Origin of the sequence: Pseudarthrobacter sp. MEB009 (assembly GCF_030208875.1) — a bacterium.
Lineage (GTDB): Bacteria > Actinomycetota > Actinomycetes > Actinomycetales > Micrococcaceae > Arthrobacter.
Genome location: NZ_JARVTC010000004.1, coordinates 27187 through 42865, shown reverse-complemented (window position 1 = coordinate 42865; position 15679 = coordinate 27187). Strand labels below are relative to the sequence as shown.

Genomic DNA, 15679 nt, shown 5'->3' with positions numbered 1-15679 from the left:
AGCCCTGGGCACGGCATCCCCACCGCGGCCGCCGGATGGGAGAGAATCGGACGGGCGCCCCACAAAGCGCCCACCGCCGGCGCCAGGTCCCACCAAAGACCGGACCGGCGCAACCCAACGACAGCCAGGAACCCCAATGACTACTCCGGACACCCGCCCAACGGACACGCCCACCCGGACAGCACTGGTGGTGGGGGCCAGCGGAATCGCCGGCTCGGCCATCATTGAGCAGTTGGAGCGGGAGGGCGGCTGGACGGTCCTGGCACTCTCACGGACCCCGGTCGCCGGCTCAACCGCGAGTCACATCGCCGCGGACCTGATGTCACCGGACAGCCTTGCCGGGGCACTGGCCGGGGCCGAACCCACGCACGTCTTCTTTACGGCATGGGCCAGGCAGGATTCGGAAGAGGAGAACATCCGCGTCAACGCCGCGATGCTCCGCAACCTGCTCCGGGCCCTGGCCCATGCCCCGGTGGAGCACGTAGCCCTGATGACCGGGCTGAAGCACTACCTTGGGCCTTTCGAGTCCTACGGTGCGGGACCGGTTCCGGATACACCGTTCCGCGAAGAGGAACCCCGGCTGCCGGTTCCGAATTTCTACTACGCCCAGGAAGATGAGTTGTGGGCGGCAGCAGCGCGGCAGGGGTTCCGCTGGTCCGTGCACCGTTCCCACACGGTGATCGGCCACGCCGTGGGTAACGCCATGAACATGGGCCTCACGTTGGCGGCGCAGGCAACCCTGTGCAAGGAACTGGGCCAACCGTTCATCTTCCCCGGCTCGGAAACCCAGTGGAACAGCCTCACCGACATGACCGACGGGGACCTGCTGGCGGAACATATGGTCTGGGCAGCCACGACGGAGCAGGCAGGCAACGAGGCCTACAACGTGGTGAACGGGGACGTGTTCCGGTGGCGCTGGATGTGGCCAAAGCTGGCGGCCTGCTTCGGCGTCACAGCGGAAGGCTTCAAGGACGCCCCACGGCCCCTCGAAGAGCAGATGCGGGGCATGGAAAAAGAGTGGTCGAGGATCGCAGCCAACCACGGACTGGTCGAATCCGACCTGGGCAGGGTCGCTTCGTGGTGGCATACGGACGCTGACCTGGGACGCACCATGGAAGTCCTCGCGGACATGGGCAAGAGCCGGCAGGCAGGCTTCAAGGGCTACCGCCGGACTGATGATTCCTTCCGGAGGCTGTTTGACCGATACCGCGGCGACGGCATCATTCCCTGATCCGGCGTCCACACCAGTAGCGCCGCCGGACCAGGCGGCGGTAGCTTTGGACTACTTTCTTCCGCTGGGCAGCCAAGGTGCCGGAGGTGCCGCTGATGCAGGGCCTTTCCACGTCATTGGTGCTGATTGCCCTGCTGGCCATCCTGGCACCCCTGGCCGCCCGGTTCCTTGAGCGGGTAGTCAAGGTGCCCATTGTGGTCTTCGAAATTGTCCTCGGCATCCTGCTGGGTCCCAGCCTGCTGGGGTGGATCCAATCCACGGCGTTCACCGACACGCTGGCGGACTTCGGGTTGGCCATGCTCTTCTTTGTTGCGGGCAACGAGATCGATTTCGCGCTGATCCGCGGCAGGCCGGCCAACCGCGCGGCCACCGGATGGATCATCTCGCTGGCCCTTGGAATCGCCGCCGGTTTCATCCTTGTCCCGGCAGCGGGCGCGGCAGTGATCATCGGCGTGGCGTTGTCCTCCACGGCCCTGGGTGCCCTGCTGCCCATCCTCCGCGACGAGGGCCGGTCCCGGTCGCCACTCGGCGTAGCAGTGACCGCACTCGGCGCGGCGGGTGAGTTCGGCCCGCTGGTCGCCATCTCCGTGTTCTTCAGCGGCCGGCAGCTGGGCCCGGCAACCGCCGTGCTGCTGGGTTTTGTCCTCCTGACGGGCCTGGCCATTGTCCTGGCGTCCCGGTCCAGGCACACGCTGCTCCATTCCCAGGTCACCAGGACCCTTCACACCAGCGGCCAGTTCGCCGTCCGCGCCATCATGTTCATCCTCACCGTCCTGGTGGTGCTGAGCATGGTGCTGGGCCTGGACATGCTGCTGGGAGCCTTCGCGGCCGGTGTCCTGTGGAAGGTTGCCATGGCGCGGGCGCCGGAAAAAGACAGGACAGTGATCGAGGCCAAAACCGACGCGATTGCGTTCGGCTTCCTGGTGCCGGTATTTTTCATCGATACGGGCATCGATTTTGATCTGGGTGCACTCACCGGAAGCCCCGCTGCCCTGGCACTGGTCCCCCTGTTCCTGCTCCTGCTGCTGGTGATCCGCGGGTTTCCGGCGCTGCTGGCCGATCCCGCCCATTCCACTTTCGCGGACAAGCGGGCCATCATGCTGTTCGGCGCAACGGGACTGCCGATCATTGTCGCCGTCACCGCGATCGGGAAAGACCAGGGCCTGATAACCAGTGGAATGGCTTCGGCGCTGGTTGGTGCCGGCATGCTCTCGATCCTTGCATTCCCGCTGCTGGCCCTCCGCCAGCAGCAACGGGCGACCCCGGAACGCCGGTCCCGCAAAAGTAATTAGGGGGCTGAGCATTGACACGCCGCGCTGTCAGCACGTTAGAGTCATCCACCAAGGGGGACTCCGCGACGCCGCAAGACGAAGGGCCAGGTCCGCTGGACAATGAGCACCGAAGCGCAGGAACCCTTACATCACCGGCATCTTGGCGAGCGGCACCGGGCCGGTGCGCACATCAGGCGGATCACGCCCCGCACGTGGCTCATCCTCGCAGCGGCCGCGTTGCTCATCCTGGTCCTGGCCGCCTGGATCCGGGTGGCAGACCTGGCGTCGTCCATCGAAACCGATCTGAAGGCCGTCGCGCGGCTGATGCCTGAAATGCGGCAACAGGTGGCCGGAACGGACATTGCGGGCGCCCGGGGAACGGCGGAAAGCATCCGGCTGCATACTGCAGCGGCCAGCAGGGCCGCCCATGACCCGCTCTGGGAGGCCGCGTCCGGCCTCCCCTGGGCTGGACCGAACTTCAGCACCGTCACGGAAGTGGCGCGGTCCGCCGACGAAATCACCAGGCTGGGGCTCCTGCCCCTGATTAACGTCCTGGCGTCCCTGGATTGGGACACCCTGGTCCCGCGTGAATCCGGCACCGACCTGGAACCCATGAAAGCCGCTGCACCCAGTGTGGCTGCGGCCGCCGACGCCGTGCGGGCTTCCTCGGACCGGCTCGCAGCCATTGATGACCGAAGGGTATGGCCGCAGGTGGCCGATCAGCTGAACCTGGCGCGCGGGCAACTCCGGGAGGTCACCGGAGCCCTCAGTGCAGCCGCCGACGCAGCCAGGGTGGCCCCGGCGATGCTGGGCGCGGACGCACCGCGCAACTATCTCCTGATGATCCAAAACAACGCTGAATCCCGCGCATCAGGCGGAATCCCCGGCGCTTTGGCCGTCATTACCCTGGACCGGGGAAAACTGACCCTGTCCGCCCAACGGAGCGCCGCGGACCTCGGCACCATGACCCCGGCCCTCGGGAGCGACCCGGAGCAGCTGGCCCTGTACACGGCCCGGCTGGGCACCGCCATGCAGGATGTAAACCTGACGCCTGATTTCCCCTCCGCCGCCGCAACGGCCAGGGCCATGTGGGAACGGAAAACCGGGCAGGGGGTGGACGGTGTCATCTCCATCGATCCCGTGGCCCTGAGCTACATCCTCGCAGCGACCGGCCCGGTCAAATTCACGGGCCTGGAACTGGTGGCGGCGGCCGCCGTTGGCCTGCCAACCGAGCTGACCGAACAAAACGTGGTCCCCACCCTGCTCTCGGACGTTTACGCCAAAATAGCGCAGCCCAAAAGCCAGGACGAGTACTTCGCGGGAGCCGCCCGGCAGATCTTCGGCGCGCTGTCCAGCGGCAAGCCGGAAGCCGCCGGGCTCATGACCGCGCTGACCCAGGGTACAGCCGAAGGCCGGGTCCGGGTGTGGTCCGCGGCAACGGGCGAACAGGATGTCCTGGGCAGGTACGACCTCGGCGGATCGATCTCCGGCCCCAGCCTTGCGCCCGCGCAGTTCGGCATCTACCTCAACGATGACACCGGCGCCAAAATGGACTACTACGTGCGGCGCACCGTCCAGCTGGTCAAAGCCTGTCCCAGGGGGGGCTTCGAACAAACCACCGTGCGGGTCAAAAGCACCAACACCGCTCCCGTGGACGCAGCAACCTCACTGCCTGCCTACGTCACCGGAGGCGGGCGCACTGTGGAACCGGGTTCAGTCCGGACGAATGTTGTGGCCTACGGTCCGCTGCAGGCGAACGTGGAGGCGGTCACCGAGGACGGCCGGGCGGTGGACCTGTCGCCACACCTGCACCAGGGCCGTCCCGTGGCGGTCCATACGATCGTCCTCAAGCCAGGGGAAAGCAAAACCATCGATTTCAGCTTCGGAAAAATTCTTCAGGACACCGAACCCGAACTCGCTGTTACCCCCACCATCCAGCGCGCCGATGACGTGCTGCTCCCCCCGCTCGATTCGCCGTGCGGCTGAGCTGACGCAGCCGGCGCGGCCTTGGGTGTCGCCCGGGAACCCTCAGCGGCCGGCCGGCCCGTAGTGCGCGGCCAGTTTCGCCAATCCGTCGTCCAGCGACACAGCGGGCGTCCAGTCGAGGAGTTCGCGGGTGCGCCGCTGGTCGAACCAGTGGGCGGTGGACAGCTGCTCGGCCAGGAACCGGGTCATGGGCGGCTCCTCGTTCCGGCCGGCCCAGGTCCAGAGCCGCTCCACCACTGCTCCGCCGGCCCGTGCCAGCACACCCGGCACCGCCCAGGAGGGCGCCTTGACGCCGCCGGCGGCGCAGATGCCCGCGAGCAGCTCGCCCACTGGCCTGGGCTCACCGTTGCTGACCACCAAAGCCTGGCCGCTGACGTGGTCCATGCGGTGCAGTGCTGCCACGATGGCCGCGGCGGCGTTGTCCACGTACGTGGTGTCGATCAAGGCGGCGCCGGCGTCGAGCAGGGGCAGCCGACCGTGCCTGGCGCGGGCCAGGACCCGTTCCACCAGCTGGGTGTCGCCGGGGCCCCAGACGATGTGGGGGCGCACCGCCGCCACCCGCAGCTCCGGGCTGTTCGCCGCCAGCGCCAGCAGTTCTGCTTCCGCCTTGGTGCGGGAGTAATCGCCGTGAGCCCGCACGGGATCGGCAGGCTCCGCGGCCAGGCCGGTGATGGCGGCGCCGGAATTGGCCACCGACGGTGAGGAAACAAACACCACGTCCCGTACGCCGGCCCCGCGGGCTGCGTCCAATACCCGGCGGGTGCCCGCAACGTTCACCTCGTCAAATTCCGCGGCACGGCCGGTGAAGGAAACCTTCGCCGCGAGGTGGATGATCCCTTCCGCGCCGCGGACCGCTGCGTCAAGTTCGCCCGCGTTGGTGACGGAACCGCGGAAGTCCGTGGCGCCGTCGACTCCTGAGGGGCGGCGCTGGAAGGTGGCGACCGTGTGGCCCTGGTGGACCAAAAGGCGCGCCACCGCTCCGCCGAGCAGTCCGCTGGCACCCGTTACCAGGACCCTCACGGCTTCCCCGGCCGGCCGCCGGCCAGCACGCGTTCTGCCCACCGCGCCAGCCTGGTCCTGTCGATCTTGGCGTTGTGCCTGATGTCGGTGGGCTGCGCAGGCACCGCGAGCACCGCCGCGACGTCAACCCCCGCATCCCGTGCAGCGCCGCGGACGCGGCCGGCCAGTTCAGGCGTGGCTGGACCCGCTTTGCGGACCGGTGGGAGGGTCTCGACGACGGCCACCACGGCCTGGGTGCCGGCCGGGCCGACGCCGGTGATGGCAGCCAACCTGATGCCGGGGAGCCGTTCGATGGCCTGTTCGGCGCCCACCGGCGTCACGGTGGCGTCGGGGGCCGTGACGATGTGGGCGAGGCGGCCTTCCACCCAGAGCCGGCCTGCGGCGTCGAAATGGCCCACGTCACCGGTGCGGTGCCAGCCCGGGACGGAGACGCTTCCGCGCTGGACCAACCACAGCCTGTCGTACGCCTCTTTGACGTGTGGAGCACTGACCAGGATTTCCCCGGTCACGCCAGGCGCGGTGCTGGGTCCGGAGCCGGGCGCGGAACCATCCGCGGCAAGCGGGATGACGGCTACGCGGGCGCCTTGGACGGGCCAGCCCACGCAGACGCCGTTGCCTGCTCCTGCCACGGTGCCGGCGGCTGCGTCAGCGGCGGCCTGCCGGATCTGCCCGAGGCTGATGTCCGTGACGGGCAACGCTTCGGTCATGCCGTAGGGCGTGTGCAGGGAAGCGAGGGGCAGCAGGCGCTGCACCTGTGCCAGCAACGGTTCGGGGACCGGTGCGCCGGCGGAGAGCAGCAAGCCGATCCGTGCCAGGGCCTCCCGGCCGGAGCCGCCCATGCCGGTCTCGGTGTCGATAACGTTCCGCAGGGCCGCCGGCGAGGCGAAGACCACCCTGGCGCCGATGGCCGCGGCGGCGTCCCCCAACGCGCGTGCTGTCAGGGTCCGGGGCGCAGTGACGTCCATGTCCGGGGTGACGGACACCGCACCGAGGGCTGGTCCCAGCAAGGCGAAGGGGGCGAATCCCGCCACCAGCCGTGCGCCGGGTCGGATCCCGAACGTGCCGGCCACAGTGTCGCGCATCGCTGCCAGCTGCCGGTGTGTGTAGAGGACGCCCTTCGCGGGCCCGGTTGACCCTGAAGTGAACAGCACCGCTGCGGGGGCATCCGGATCTGCTGCTCCGATCACGTGGGTCGCGCTGGCGGGGGCACCTGCCCGCGCCAGCGCCTGCAGCGACGTTTCCACCCCGAGGAGCCGCCGGCGTGCGGCCGGAAGGTCCTGGACGCTGATCCGCCGGCCAGGCCAGCCAAGGACCGAGGCGGCGGCCAGCGCCTTGTCGATGCCGATGAGGAAATCGGCGGTGGCTCCCTTGACGGCGCGGCTCATGCCCTTGGTTCCCAGTCCTGCGTCTGCCACTACCACCACGGCTCCCAGCCGGAGGCAGGCATACAGCGTGACGGTCAGGTCCACACCGGGCGGAACCATCAGGCTGACCCGGCTGCCGCGTTCCACGCCGGCGTCGTGCAGTCCCGCAGCGAGGTCCAGGATGTTGCGTTCCAGGTCCTGCCAGCTGAGCGAGCGGTCCACTGTGCCATCCGCGGCCATTTCGGCGACGGCGGTCCCCGTTGCGGCGGGCCCTGCGGCCAGTTTCCCGAGTTGGTCCCACAGCGGCGTGAAAGCTACCGGTTCCGGCGCGGCAGGTTCCGGCAGCGCCGGAGTCCCCTGGTCAGCGAGCCATTGGAACACCGGCGTGGCAATGTCGCGGTCTTCGGCCACCAGGTGGCCGGCGCCTTCGAAGCGGTGGATAGTGGCGTTCGGCAGCCGGCCGGCGAGGTCCTTGAGGTATTTGTCGGAGAAGATCGGATCCCGGGGGCCCCACAGCATCAGGGCCGGTACTTCCAACCCGCGCAGGCGTTCCGCGACGCCGGACAGCGCAGCAAAGCTGGGATGCCCGGCGTCCACGGGGATGTCCGCCACAAAATTTCCGACGCCGGCCCGCCGGTCCGCGCCGCGGTACGGGGCCATGTAGGCGGCCCGGATATCCGGGGAGAGCGGCGGGTGGGCCAGCGCATGGGTCACCCGCAGGAACGCATCAGAGGTTGTGGTGCCCCAGCCATGCACGGCCGGGTGGAGGGCAAGCCGCAGCGCCGCCGGGATGTCCGATTCCGGCGGCTGATGCACGGCCGTGTTGGTGAGCACCACCCCGGCAAGATCGTCCGGATGCGCCAGGGCCCAGCCCAGGCTGATCACACCGCCCCAGTCGTGGCCCACGGTGACCACAGGGCCGGACAGGCCCAGGGCATCAGTCAGGTCGCCCAGATCGTTGATCCGGTCGGCCAGCCGGCGGAACGTTCCCGTCCGTTCCGAGAAGCCCATGTCCAGCTGGTCCACGGCCACCACGCGCCAGGGATGGGCGGGATTGGACCCTGCTGCCAGCAGGGTCCGCCACAGGTAGGACCAAGTGGGGTTGCCGTGGACGCAGAGTAGGGTGCCGGCAGGTTCCAGGCCCAGGCGTTGCAGCTGGGCGCTGTTGTCCAGCAGGTGCCAGCGGCGGACCGTTCCCGGCCCATCGGCTGCGGAGGTGGATGGCACATCAACTTCCCGCGGCCACTCCGGGTGGACCCCGGGCCAGCCGGCGGCTACCAAACGAGTTCCAGCATTGCGGTGTTCAGGCCGGAGCCCACACCCATGCACAGCACCCGGTCCCCGGCTTCCAGGGACTGCGCTTCGGCGGCCAGGGTCATGGGCAGGGACGCCGGACCCACATTGCCCCAGTGCGGGAAGGTGATGGGGACCTTGTCAGGATCCAGGTCGATGGCGTCGATGATGGCCTGCGTATAGGCGTTGCTCACCTGGTGGGTGACGTACCTGTCCATGGAGCCCCAGTCCCACTCGGGGTGCGCCTCGTGCCAGGCGTCCACCACAAGCTGCAGGCCGCCGTCGAGCAGGCCTTTGGTGTCAGTGGACATGCCGTCAATGCCGCCCACACACAATTCGTGATGTTCGGTGCCGGCACGCATCACGCCGCCCACAATCCGATGGGCACCGGGGTGCCGGTCCGCGGGGCCAAGCACTGCTGCCGCTGCACCGGAGCCCAGCGTCAGGGTGGCGAACTCCCGGTTGAAGTCCTCCCGGGTGGTTTCCGGCCGTTGCAGCCGGGCCAGTGTGGCCTCCTGCGTACCCTGGGCATCCTCGGCGTTGACGATCATTGCGTAGTCGATCTGGCCCGAGTCGATCATGTTGGCCGCCAGGGTCATGCCGTTGACGAATCCCAGGCAGGCGTTGGCCAGGTCAAAGTTCATGGCCGACGACGGCAGGCCCAGGCCGTGATGGATCTTCACCGCAACGGATGGCTCAAGGTTGCGCCGGGTCACCGACGTGTTGATCAACAGCCCCACCTGCGAGGCATTGATGCCGGCCTCAGCCAGGGCCTTGGCGCCGGCCTCAATGGCTGCATCATCGAAGGAGGTCCCGGCCGCCCACCAGCGCCGGTGCGTGATGCCTGCCACGCGTTCCAGCAGCCGCGGCGGGAACTTCAGCCGCTGCAGCGTGGACGCCAGCCTGCGGTCGAACTCCGTGGAGCTGACGATCATGGGAGCCTCGACACTGCTTACCGAAAGCAGCGCCGAGTTGTGATGCCGGAAGGTTGCGTTACCTGCCAATTCAAGCCTCTGTTCGTTTCCGTCCTGCGTTCCTGCGGGGACTTTACCCAAAAAGCGCAAGTCCAGAAGCTTAACTATGCTGGTGCGCGCCCGAATCTGCACATTAACCACGCTGTTGGGCCGCCAAGATGGAGCAAGATCACTAAGTTTGCTTCGCACCAGGGCAGCTGGGGCGACGGGGCGGATCGGCTGCCCGACGGCGGCCGCCAAGTGCCGCCGTCGGCCGTCTGTTGGTGCTGCAGGCAAATACCGGTCCGGCTCTGGACTCTCCGGCAAGGCGCACCCACACTGGCTGCATGGGGTGGAATTTTTACCGAGGTGCCTGTTCCATACCCTTTGAAAGGACCTGGTCATGCCGGACCTGTCAGCATTCTTTCCCCTGATCGCCATCATTCTTGGAGTACTTGTTGCGGTCGGATTCATCTGGGGGGCCACCCGGCTGATGTGGAAGGTGGCCGAACCCAACGAGGCCCTCATCATTTCCGGGCTGACCCGGGGAACGCCGGAAACCCGGGCCGGGATGGACTTCAAAATTGTCACCGGTAAGGGTGCGCTGGTGCTTCCGGGGCTTCAGACAGTGCGGGCCTTATCGCTGACGTTGAACGAGACCGAACTGAAAGTCTCCTGCGTCACCTCCCAGGGCATCCAGGTCATCGTGGAGGGCGTGGTCATTTACAAGATCGGGGATGCGCCGCCCTTCATCGCCAACGCGGCCCGGCGGTTCCTGGGCCAACAGCCCAAAATGCAGAGCCAGGTCTACAACGTTTTCGAGGGCCACCTGCGCTCCATCATCGGCAGCATGACGGTGGAGGAGATCATCCGCGAACGGGACAAACTCGGCTCGCAGGTCCGCAGCGCCAGCGGCGTGGAAATGGAAAAGCTGGGTCTTGTGGTTGATTCCCTGCAGATCAAGGACCTGCAGGACCCCACGGGCTACATCCAGAACATCGCCAAGCCACACATCGCGCAGGTGAAAATGGAAGCCCGCATTGCGGAGGCCACCCGGAACCGTGAAGCAGCCGAAAAGGAAGCGGAGGCCGCCGCGCTGATCGCGGATGCGCAGAGCATTTCAGCCATCAGGCAGTCTGTGGCGCAGGCTAACGCCGAGCGGGCCAGGGCCAACGCCGCCCAGGCCGGACCCTTGGCCGACGCCACGGCGCGGCAGCAGGTGGTGGTCCAGGAAACCGAGGTGGCCAAACTGGAGGCGGACCGGGAGGAACAGAAGCTCCAAACCACAGTCCGGAAACCCGCCGATGCCAAGGCCTACGCCAAACGCACCGACGCCGAAGGCCAAAAGGCCGCGGACATCAGCGCGGCCGAGGCCCTGGCGCGGCGCACCGAACTCGAAGCCCAGGCCAATGCCCGCCGAACGGAACTTCAGGCGCAGGCAAATGCCACCGCCGCAGCTGCCGCTGCAGGCGCCACCAAGGTCACCGGCGAGGCAGAAGCCGCAGCCACGCGGGCCAGGGGTGATGCCGCGGCCTCGGCGATCAAGGCCAAGGCACTGGCTGAAGCGGATGGCATCAAAGCGCGGGCCGAAGCGTTGGGAACCAACCAGGACGCGGTGATCTCCCAGCAGCTCGCGGAGAACATGCCCGCCATCATCGCGGCAGCGGCCGAGCCGTTTTCGCACGTGGGCCATATGACGGTCCTGAACGGCGGCGAAGGTGTGAACAAGATGCTGGGCGGCATTCTCGCGCAGGCCGGCGACTACCTGCCGGTCCTTGCGTCGGCGCTGAAAAAGGGCCAGGCGGGCCAGCAGCCGCCGGCAGCTCCCGGCGCCTGAGGAACAGCTGATGCACAGGGAAGCCGACCGGAGCCTGACCGGCCGGATCGGAAGGGTTTCCGGGCGGATCGGGCCGGGCACCATCGGCGAGGTGATGCTTTCCTACCGGGGTGGCACTGCTGCCTTCCACGCCCACCCGTTCGACGGGGTGAGCGGCTTCGCCGTGGGTGATGAGGTGCTGGTGATCTACTTCGACCCGCCGCAAACGGTGTACGTGGATGAACTCCCTGACGTGTTGCGGCATACCGGTTGAGGCCGGCGCTTCACCAGCCGCCGCGCGTTGGTGTGTGTCCGGTCCGCGCGTCGTCCGGCATGGCCATTTCGGCGCGCAGGCCCAGCAGGCGGATAGGTTGCCCCTCCTCGATCGCGGCTGACAGCTCCACCGCCCTGGCCAGGATTTCGTCCCGGTCGAAGGTTTCCGGGATCTTCTTCGCGTGTGTTGTGGTGCGGAACGGGGCGTAACGGACCTTTAATGTCAGCCCCACCACGGGCCTGCCTTCGGCCGCCACATCCGTCAGGACCCGCGCCACCAGCTCCCTGACGGCGTCCGCCACCTGGGCAGGAACGGTGAGGTCCTGCTGGAAGGTGGTTTCGCGGCTGTGCCCGCGGGCCACCCAGGGGGTGTCGTCCACCTCGCTGGCACCGTCTCCGCGTCCCAGGCTGGCATACCAGGGACCCATCTTCGGGCCGAATTCCGGCACCAGGGCCGCAGGATCGCAGGCGGCGAGCCCGGCCACGGTGCGGACGCCAAGTTTCGCCAGCCGGGCCGATACCTTGGACCCCACCCCCCACAGGTCCTTGGTGGGCCGGTTCCCCATAACGTCCAGCCAGTTCGAGGCCGTGAGGCGGAAGACGCCGGCCGGTTTGCCGAACCCGGTGGCCACCTTGGCCCGGACCAGCGTGTCTCCGATGCCAACGCTGCACTGCAGCTGCGTCCGGGCCAGCACAGCCGCCTGCAACTGACGGGCGTACGACTCCGGGTCCGCCGTGGTGATGCCGACAAAGGCCTCGTCCCAGCCCAGGACCTGGACGACGGCGGCCGGCTGCGCCCGCAGCGTGGCCATAACCGCCTCGGACGCCTCAAGGTACGCTTCCTGGTCAACAGGCAGGATCACGGCGTCGGGGACTTTTCGGGCCGCGATCCGAAGTGGCATCCCGGATCCCACTCCGAAGGCCCTGGCCTCGTAGGAAGCCGTGGACACCACGGCCCGCTCCGTAGGGTCGCCCCGGCCGCCGACAATGACCGGCCGGCCCGCAAGCTCCGGCCGCCGCAGGACTTCGACGGCAGCTATGAACTGGTCCAGATCGACGTGCAGCACCCACGGAATTCCGCTCACGCCATCAGTCTGCACCATTTCACCGAGGCGCGCGTTCCCGGCTGCTGCCTGCCCAGTCTTGAACCAGCCTGCTGGCACGTCAGTCGAGCTTGACGCCCCGGAGCAGCACCAGCGTTCCGCCCACCACAACAGCGGAGACGAGGAACACCCCCGCGGCGCCAAGTCCTGCAGCGACGGTGCCGATCGCGGCGGGCAGCACCACCTGTCCCACCCGGTTGCCGGCAAGCCGCAAGGCCAGCGCCCGGCCCCGCTGTCCCGCCGGGGCACGGGATGACAGCCAGGACATGGTGAGCGGCTGGCCGATCCCCAGCCCCAGTCCCAGCGCACCCATCACAACAAACAGCAGCCAGGCCGGCATGGGGATCGCCGCAACAGCCAGCGCCACCGTGGACAGGACAAGGCTGACAACCAGCAGCGGCATGCGCCCCATGGCCCTGGCAGCCCGGCCCAACAGGATGCGGGAAAGCATTGAGAAAACGGCCCGGACGGTCAGCATGGCACCCACGGTGGCCGCCGTCAGCCCCCGTTCGGTTCCCAGTGCGGGAAGATAGACCATCGTCAGGTCCACCACAGCCAGGACGGTGGCACTGGTGGCCAGGGCCCGGGCAACGCCAGGGGTCTTGAGCAGTGCCAGGGAACCACCGCCACTCCCCGGCGCGGCGGTCCCCTTTATGCCGCTGCTGACGCTTCCTGACACCGCAAACGTTGTCAGGAAGAGCACCAGGGCCATGCACACGGCCAGCAGGAAAATGGCCTGCGTGTCCGGGCGGATAACGGCCCCGCCCACCAGTGCAATCGCAAGCGGCCCCAGGGCCTGGCCCAGCGATGCGGCGAAGGTCAGGTATCCGAACGCCGAGTCCAGCCTGGCTGCGACGGCGTTGTTGGCCACCACAGCCTGCTGTCCCACCACACACGCCAGTTGGCCCGCGCCCAGCACGGCAGTGCCGATCACCAGGGTGACAATGGACGAGCCAGCCACCAGAAGGAAGGCGGAACTGGCCAGCACAACGGCGGATCCGATGGCCATCAGCCGGCGCTCGCCCAGGCGGTCCACCAGTGCGCCCGTTGGCACGGCAAGCAGGAGCGGGAAGACGGCGTAGCTGGCGGCCAGGAGTCCGAGGGCGTAGCCGGGCACGTCCAGTTCGAGGGCACGGTAGGTCGCGGCCGGCCGGACCAGGAAGGTGACGGCCTGGATCAGCGCGGAGTGCACCAGCAGGGCCGTGGCCGAGCGGCGGCCGAGTTCACCGATCACGGGGTGACCGGGCCGTTGCGCGTGATGGCCCGCAGGGACGCGTCCCGGGCGGCGATCACATGCTCGAACGCGATGGCAGCGGCCTCGTCCGGATTCCCGGCCGCCACGGCCGCCACCAGGATCCGATGCTGGGCCAGGGCAGCATCGCGCCGGTCCTGGGTGCTGTTGGTGAAGTGCCGGTACCGCTCCATCTGGCTGGAAACCTGGCTATGGACGCGATGGGCCCACGAGTTTCCGGCAATGCCGGCGATTTGGGCGTGCAGGGCCATCCCCTGCTGCATTGCGTCATCGGCAAACTCCACCAGGGCAGCGTTACGCGCCAGGATCCGCTCCAAGGCTTCGATGTCTGCAGCCGTCGCTTTGAGGCAGGCGTTGCGCGCCATCAGGGATTCCAGGGCCGCGCGCACCTCGTACAGCTCCGAAATCACCACTTCGTCCAGGTCCGGCACCAGCACGCCGCCCGTTGGTTGCTGCTCCAGGAGGCTTTCGGAAATGAGCCGCCGGATCGCCTCCCGCAGGGGCGTCCGGCTGATCTGGAGTTCGGCGGCCATCGCCGGTTCGTAGATCCGCTCCCCCGGCTTCAGCTCGAGCGTCAGGATCCGGCGCTTCAGCTCTGCGTAAACGACGTGGGCACCGGTGTTCCGGGTAATTTGTTCTGGCATTGCGTCACCTCCGCATACAAGTCTACTTGTATACAAGAGCGAGCAGGAAGACCCGGCGCTAGGCTCGGGTGATGGAAGTCGAGCACAGCCTTGCCGGCGGTAATGCCAGCGGCGCCGTGGTGCGCGTGGGAGTATCCGTCCTCACACGCCGCCGGCCGCAGCTGCCAGCGTCGCATCGATGACTGCCGGCGACAAAACATGCTGGGCCACCATCTGGCTGGCGCCCAGGATGGCGGCACTCGCGCCGGCCAGGGCCACACCGATGTGCAGCCGTGACGTGGCAAGGGGCAGCGACCGCTGGTAGACGACCTCCCGGATGCCCGCCACCAGGTGGTCGCCGGCTTCGCCCAGGCTGCCGCCGATCACAATGACGGACGGATTGAGCAGGTTCACAACCGTGGCCAGCACGTCACCCACGTCCCGTCCGGCCTGGCGGAGAGCCTGGACTGCACGGACCTCCCCCTCAGCGGCGAGCCGGAGCACATCCGCCCCCGTTGCAACGTCCAGTCCCTGACCGCGCAATTCCGCGGCCAGCGCGGGGCCCGAAGCGAGCGCTTCGAGGCAGCCATGGTTGCCGCAACGGCACAGCACCCCGCTTCCCCGCGGCACCCGGACATGGCCAAGGTCTCCGGCGGTGCCATCCGCCCCGCGCTGGAGCGCACCGCTGCTGATGATGCCCGCGCCAATCCCGGTAGCCACCTTCACAAAAAAGAAGTTGTTATGCCCGGCCCAGTGGGCCGCACGTTCCCCCAGCGCCATGATGTTGACGTCGTTATCCACCAGGACCGGGACGGGCAGTGACTTCCGGATGTACTGGACCACGTCAAAACCGTCCCATCCGGGCATGATGGGCGGCTTAACGGGAGTACCGGTGCTGTGCTCCACGGGTCCCGGCAGGCCCATGCCGACTCCGGCCAGTTCCTGCAGGCTGCGGCCGGCACCTGCCAGCACCTCCCTGCCCAACGTGACAACGCGGTCCAGCACCACTTTGGGGCCGTCGGCAATATCCAGGACGGCGCGGCGCTGGCCCAGGACCTTTCCGCCCAGGTCGGTCACGGCAACGATCACGTGCGTCGCGCCGACGTCGACCGCCAGCACCACCCGCGCGGCCGGATTGAAGGCAAAGCGCGACGGCGGCCTGCCGCCGCTGGAGACCGCCTCCCCGGCCGGTCCCACCAGTCCGGACAGCATAAGCGCATCAACCCGTGCAGCGACCGTGGACCGGGCAAGTCCTGTGCTGAGGGCAAGTTCGGCCCGGGTCCTGGCCTTCCCGTCGCGCAGCAGCTGGAACAGGTCCCCCACACGGCTGTGGCTGCCCGCGGCTTCAGCGGGCGGGGGCAGCAGGTCTCCGGATGTGGGCATACGACATGGATAGCACGCCCACTTATATATGTCACGCCAGCAACTTTTGCTTGACCTTCGGCAGAAGTGGCCTTAGGTTTGCAGGAGACCCGAAATGTACTGCACAACACA

12 protein-coding genes are annotated in these 15679 nt (G+C 68.0%); 5 read left to right on the top strand and 7 right to left on the bottom strand.

Going from position 1 to position 15679, the window contains the following annotated elements; all coding sequences use genetic code 11:
• Positions 1 to 136: 136 nt before the first annotated feature.
• From QRN07_RS02170 to QRN07_RS02160, 3 genes are all read left to right on the top strand, one after another.
• The gene (locus tag QRN07_RS02170) at positions 137 to 1231 is read left to right on the top strand and encodes an SDR family oxidoreductase (protein WP_285240260.1); all 1095 of its coding nucleotides are present in this window, start codon (positions 137 to 139) and stop codon (positions 1229 to 1231) included.
• A 95-nt stretch (positions 1232 to 1326) separates the two neighbouring features.
• On the top strand, positions 1327 to 2523 hold the full coding sequence (locus tag QRN07_RS02165; protein WP_285240259.1) for a cation:proton antiporter: 1197 nt from the start codon (positions 1327 to 1329) through the stop codon (positions 2521 to 2523).
• Between the two features lie 99 nt (positions 2524 to 2622).
• Positions 2623 to 4488 (top strand): DUF4012 domain-containing protein, encoded by a 1866-nt coding sequence (locus QRN07_RS02160; protein ID WP_285240258.1) that lies wholly within the window; start codon positions 2623 to 2625, stop codon positions 4486 to 4488.
• Positions 4489 to 4530: 42 nt separating this feature from the next.
• Here the strand turns inward: QRN07_RS02160 and QRN07_RS02155 are convergent, their stop codons facing one another.
• Genes QRN07_RS02155 through QRN07_RS02145 form a run of 3 tightly spaced genes read right to left on the bottom strand, consistent with a single transcriptional unit; the run spans position 4531 to position 9169 of the window.
• A complete protein-coding gene (locus tag QRN07_RS02155) occupies positions 4531 to 5508 on the bottom strand; it encodes an NAD-dependent epimerase/dehydratase family protein (protein WP_050685224.1) in 978 nt (325 codons plus the stop codon).
• The gene (locus QRN07_RS02150; RefSeq protein WP_285240257.1) at positions 5505 to 8153 is read right to left on the bottom strand and encodes an alpha/beta fold hydrolase; all 2649 of its coding nucleotides are present in this window, start codon (positions 8151 to 8153) and stop codon (positions 5505 to 5507) included. The genes QRN07_RS02155 and QRN07_RS02150 overlap by 4 nt, the downstream gene beginning before the upstream one ends.
• Positions 8147 to 9169: a 3-oxoacyl-ACP synthase III gene (locus QRN07_RS02145; RefSeq protein WP_050685225.1), complete on the bottom strand. Its 1023-nt coding sequence runs from the start codon at positions 9167 to 9169 to the stop codon at positions 8147 to 8149. Before QRN07_RS02145 ends, QRN07_RS02150 begins: the two co-directional genes overlap by 7 nt.
• 352 nt (positions 9170 to 9521) lie before the next feature.
• Between QRN07_RS02145 and QRN07_RS02140 the strand changes: the two genes are divergently transcribed.
• Positions 9522 to 10955, top strand: coding sequence for an SPFH domain-containing protein (locus QRN07_RS02140; RefSeq protein WP_050685196.1), 1434 nt, complete (start codon positions 9522 to 9524; stop codon positions 10953 to 10955).
• A gap of 10 nt (positions 10956 to 10965) precedes the next feature.
• Positions 10966 to 11208 carry an NfeD C-terminal domain-containing protein gene (locus QRN07_RS02135; protein ID WP_157370990.1) on the top strand — a complete coding sequence of 81 codons (243 nt, stop codon included), beginning with the start codon at positions 10966 to 10968 and terminating at the stop codon, positions 11206 to 11208.
• A gap of 10 nt (positions 11209 to 11218) precedes the next feature.
• Here QRN07_RS02135 and QRN07_RS02130 read toward each other — a convergent pair whose 3' ends face one another.
• The 4 genes from QRN07_RS02130 to QRN07_RS02115 all read right to left on the bottom strand — a co-directional run bounded on the left by QRN07_RS02130 (position 11219) and on the right by QRN07_RS02115 (position 15568).
• Positions 11219 to 12310: a DNA polymerase IV gene (locus tag QRN07_RS02130; RefSeq protein WP_285240256.1), complete on the bottom strand. Its 1092-nt coding sequence runs from the start codon at positions 12308 to 12310 to the stop codon at positions 11219 to 11221.
• A 61-nt stretch (positions 12311 to 12371) separates the two neighbouring features.
• The gene (locus tag QRN07_RS02125) at positions 12372 to 13544 is read right to left on the bottom strand and encodes an MFS transporter (RefSeq protein ID WP_056599844.1); all 1173 of its coding nucleotides are present in this window, start codon (positions 13542 to 13544) and stop codon (positions 12372 to 12374) included.
• A complete protein-coding gene (locus QRN07_RS02120; protein ID WP_285240255.1) occupies positions 13541 to 14206 on the bottom strand; it encodes a GntR family transcriptional regulator in 666 nt (221 codons plus the stop codon). Before QRN07_RS02120 ends, QRN07_RS02125 begins: the two co-directional genes overlap by 4 nt.
• Positions 14207 to 14347: 141 nt before the next feature.
• On the bottom strand, positions 14348 to 15568 hold the full coding sequence (locus QRN07_RS02115; RefSeq protein ID WP_285240254.1) for an ROK family transcriptional regulator: 1221 nt from the start codon (positions 15566 to 15568) through the stop codon (positions 14348 to 14350).
• Positions 15569 to 15679: the final 111 nt, after the last annotated feature.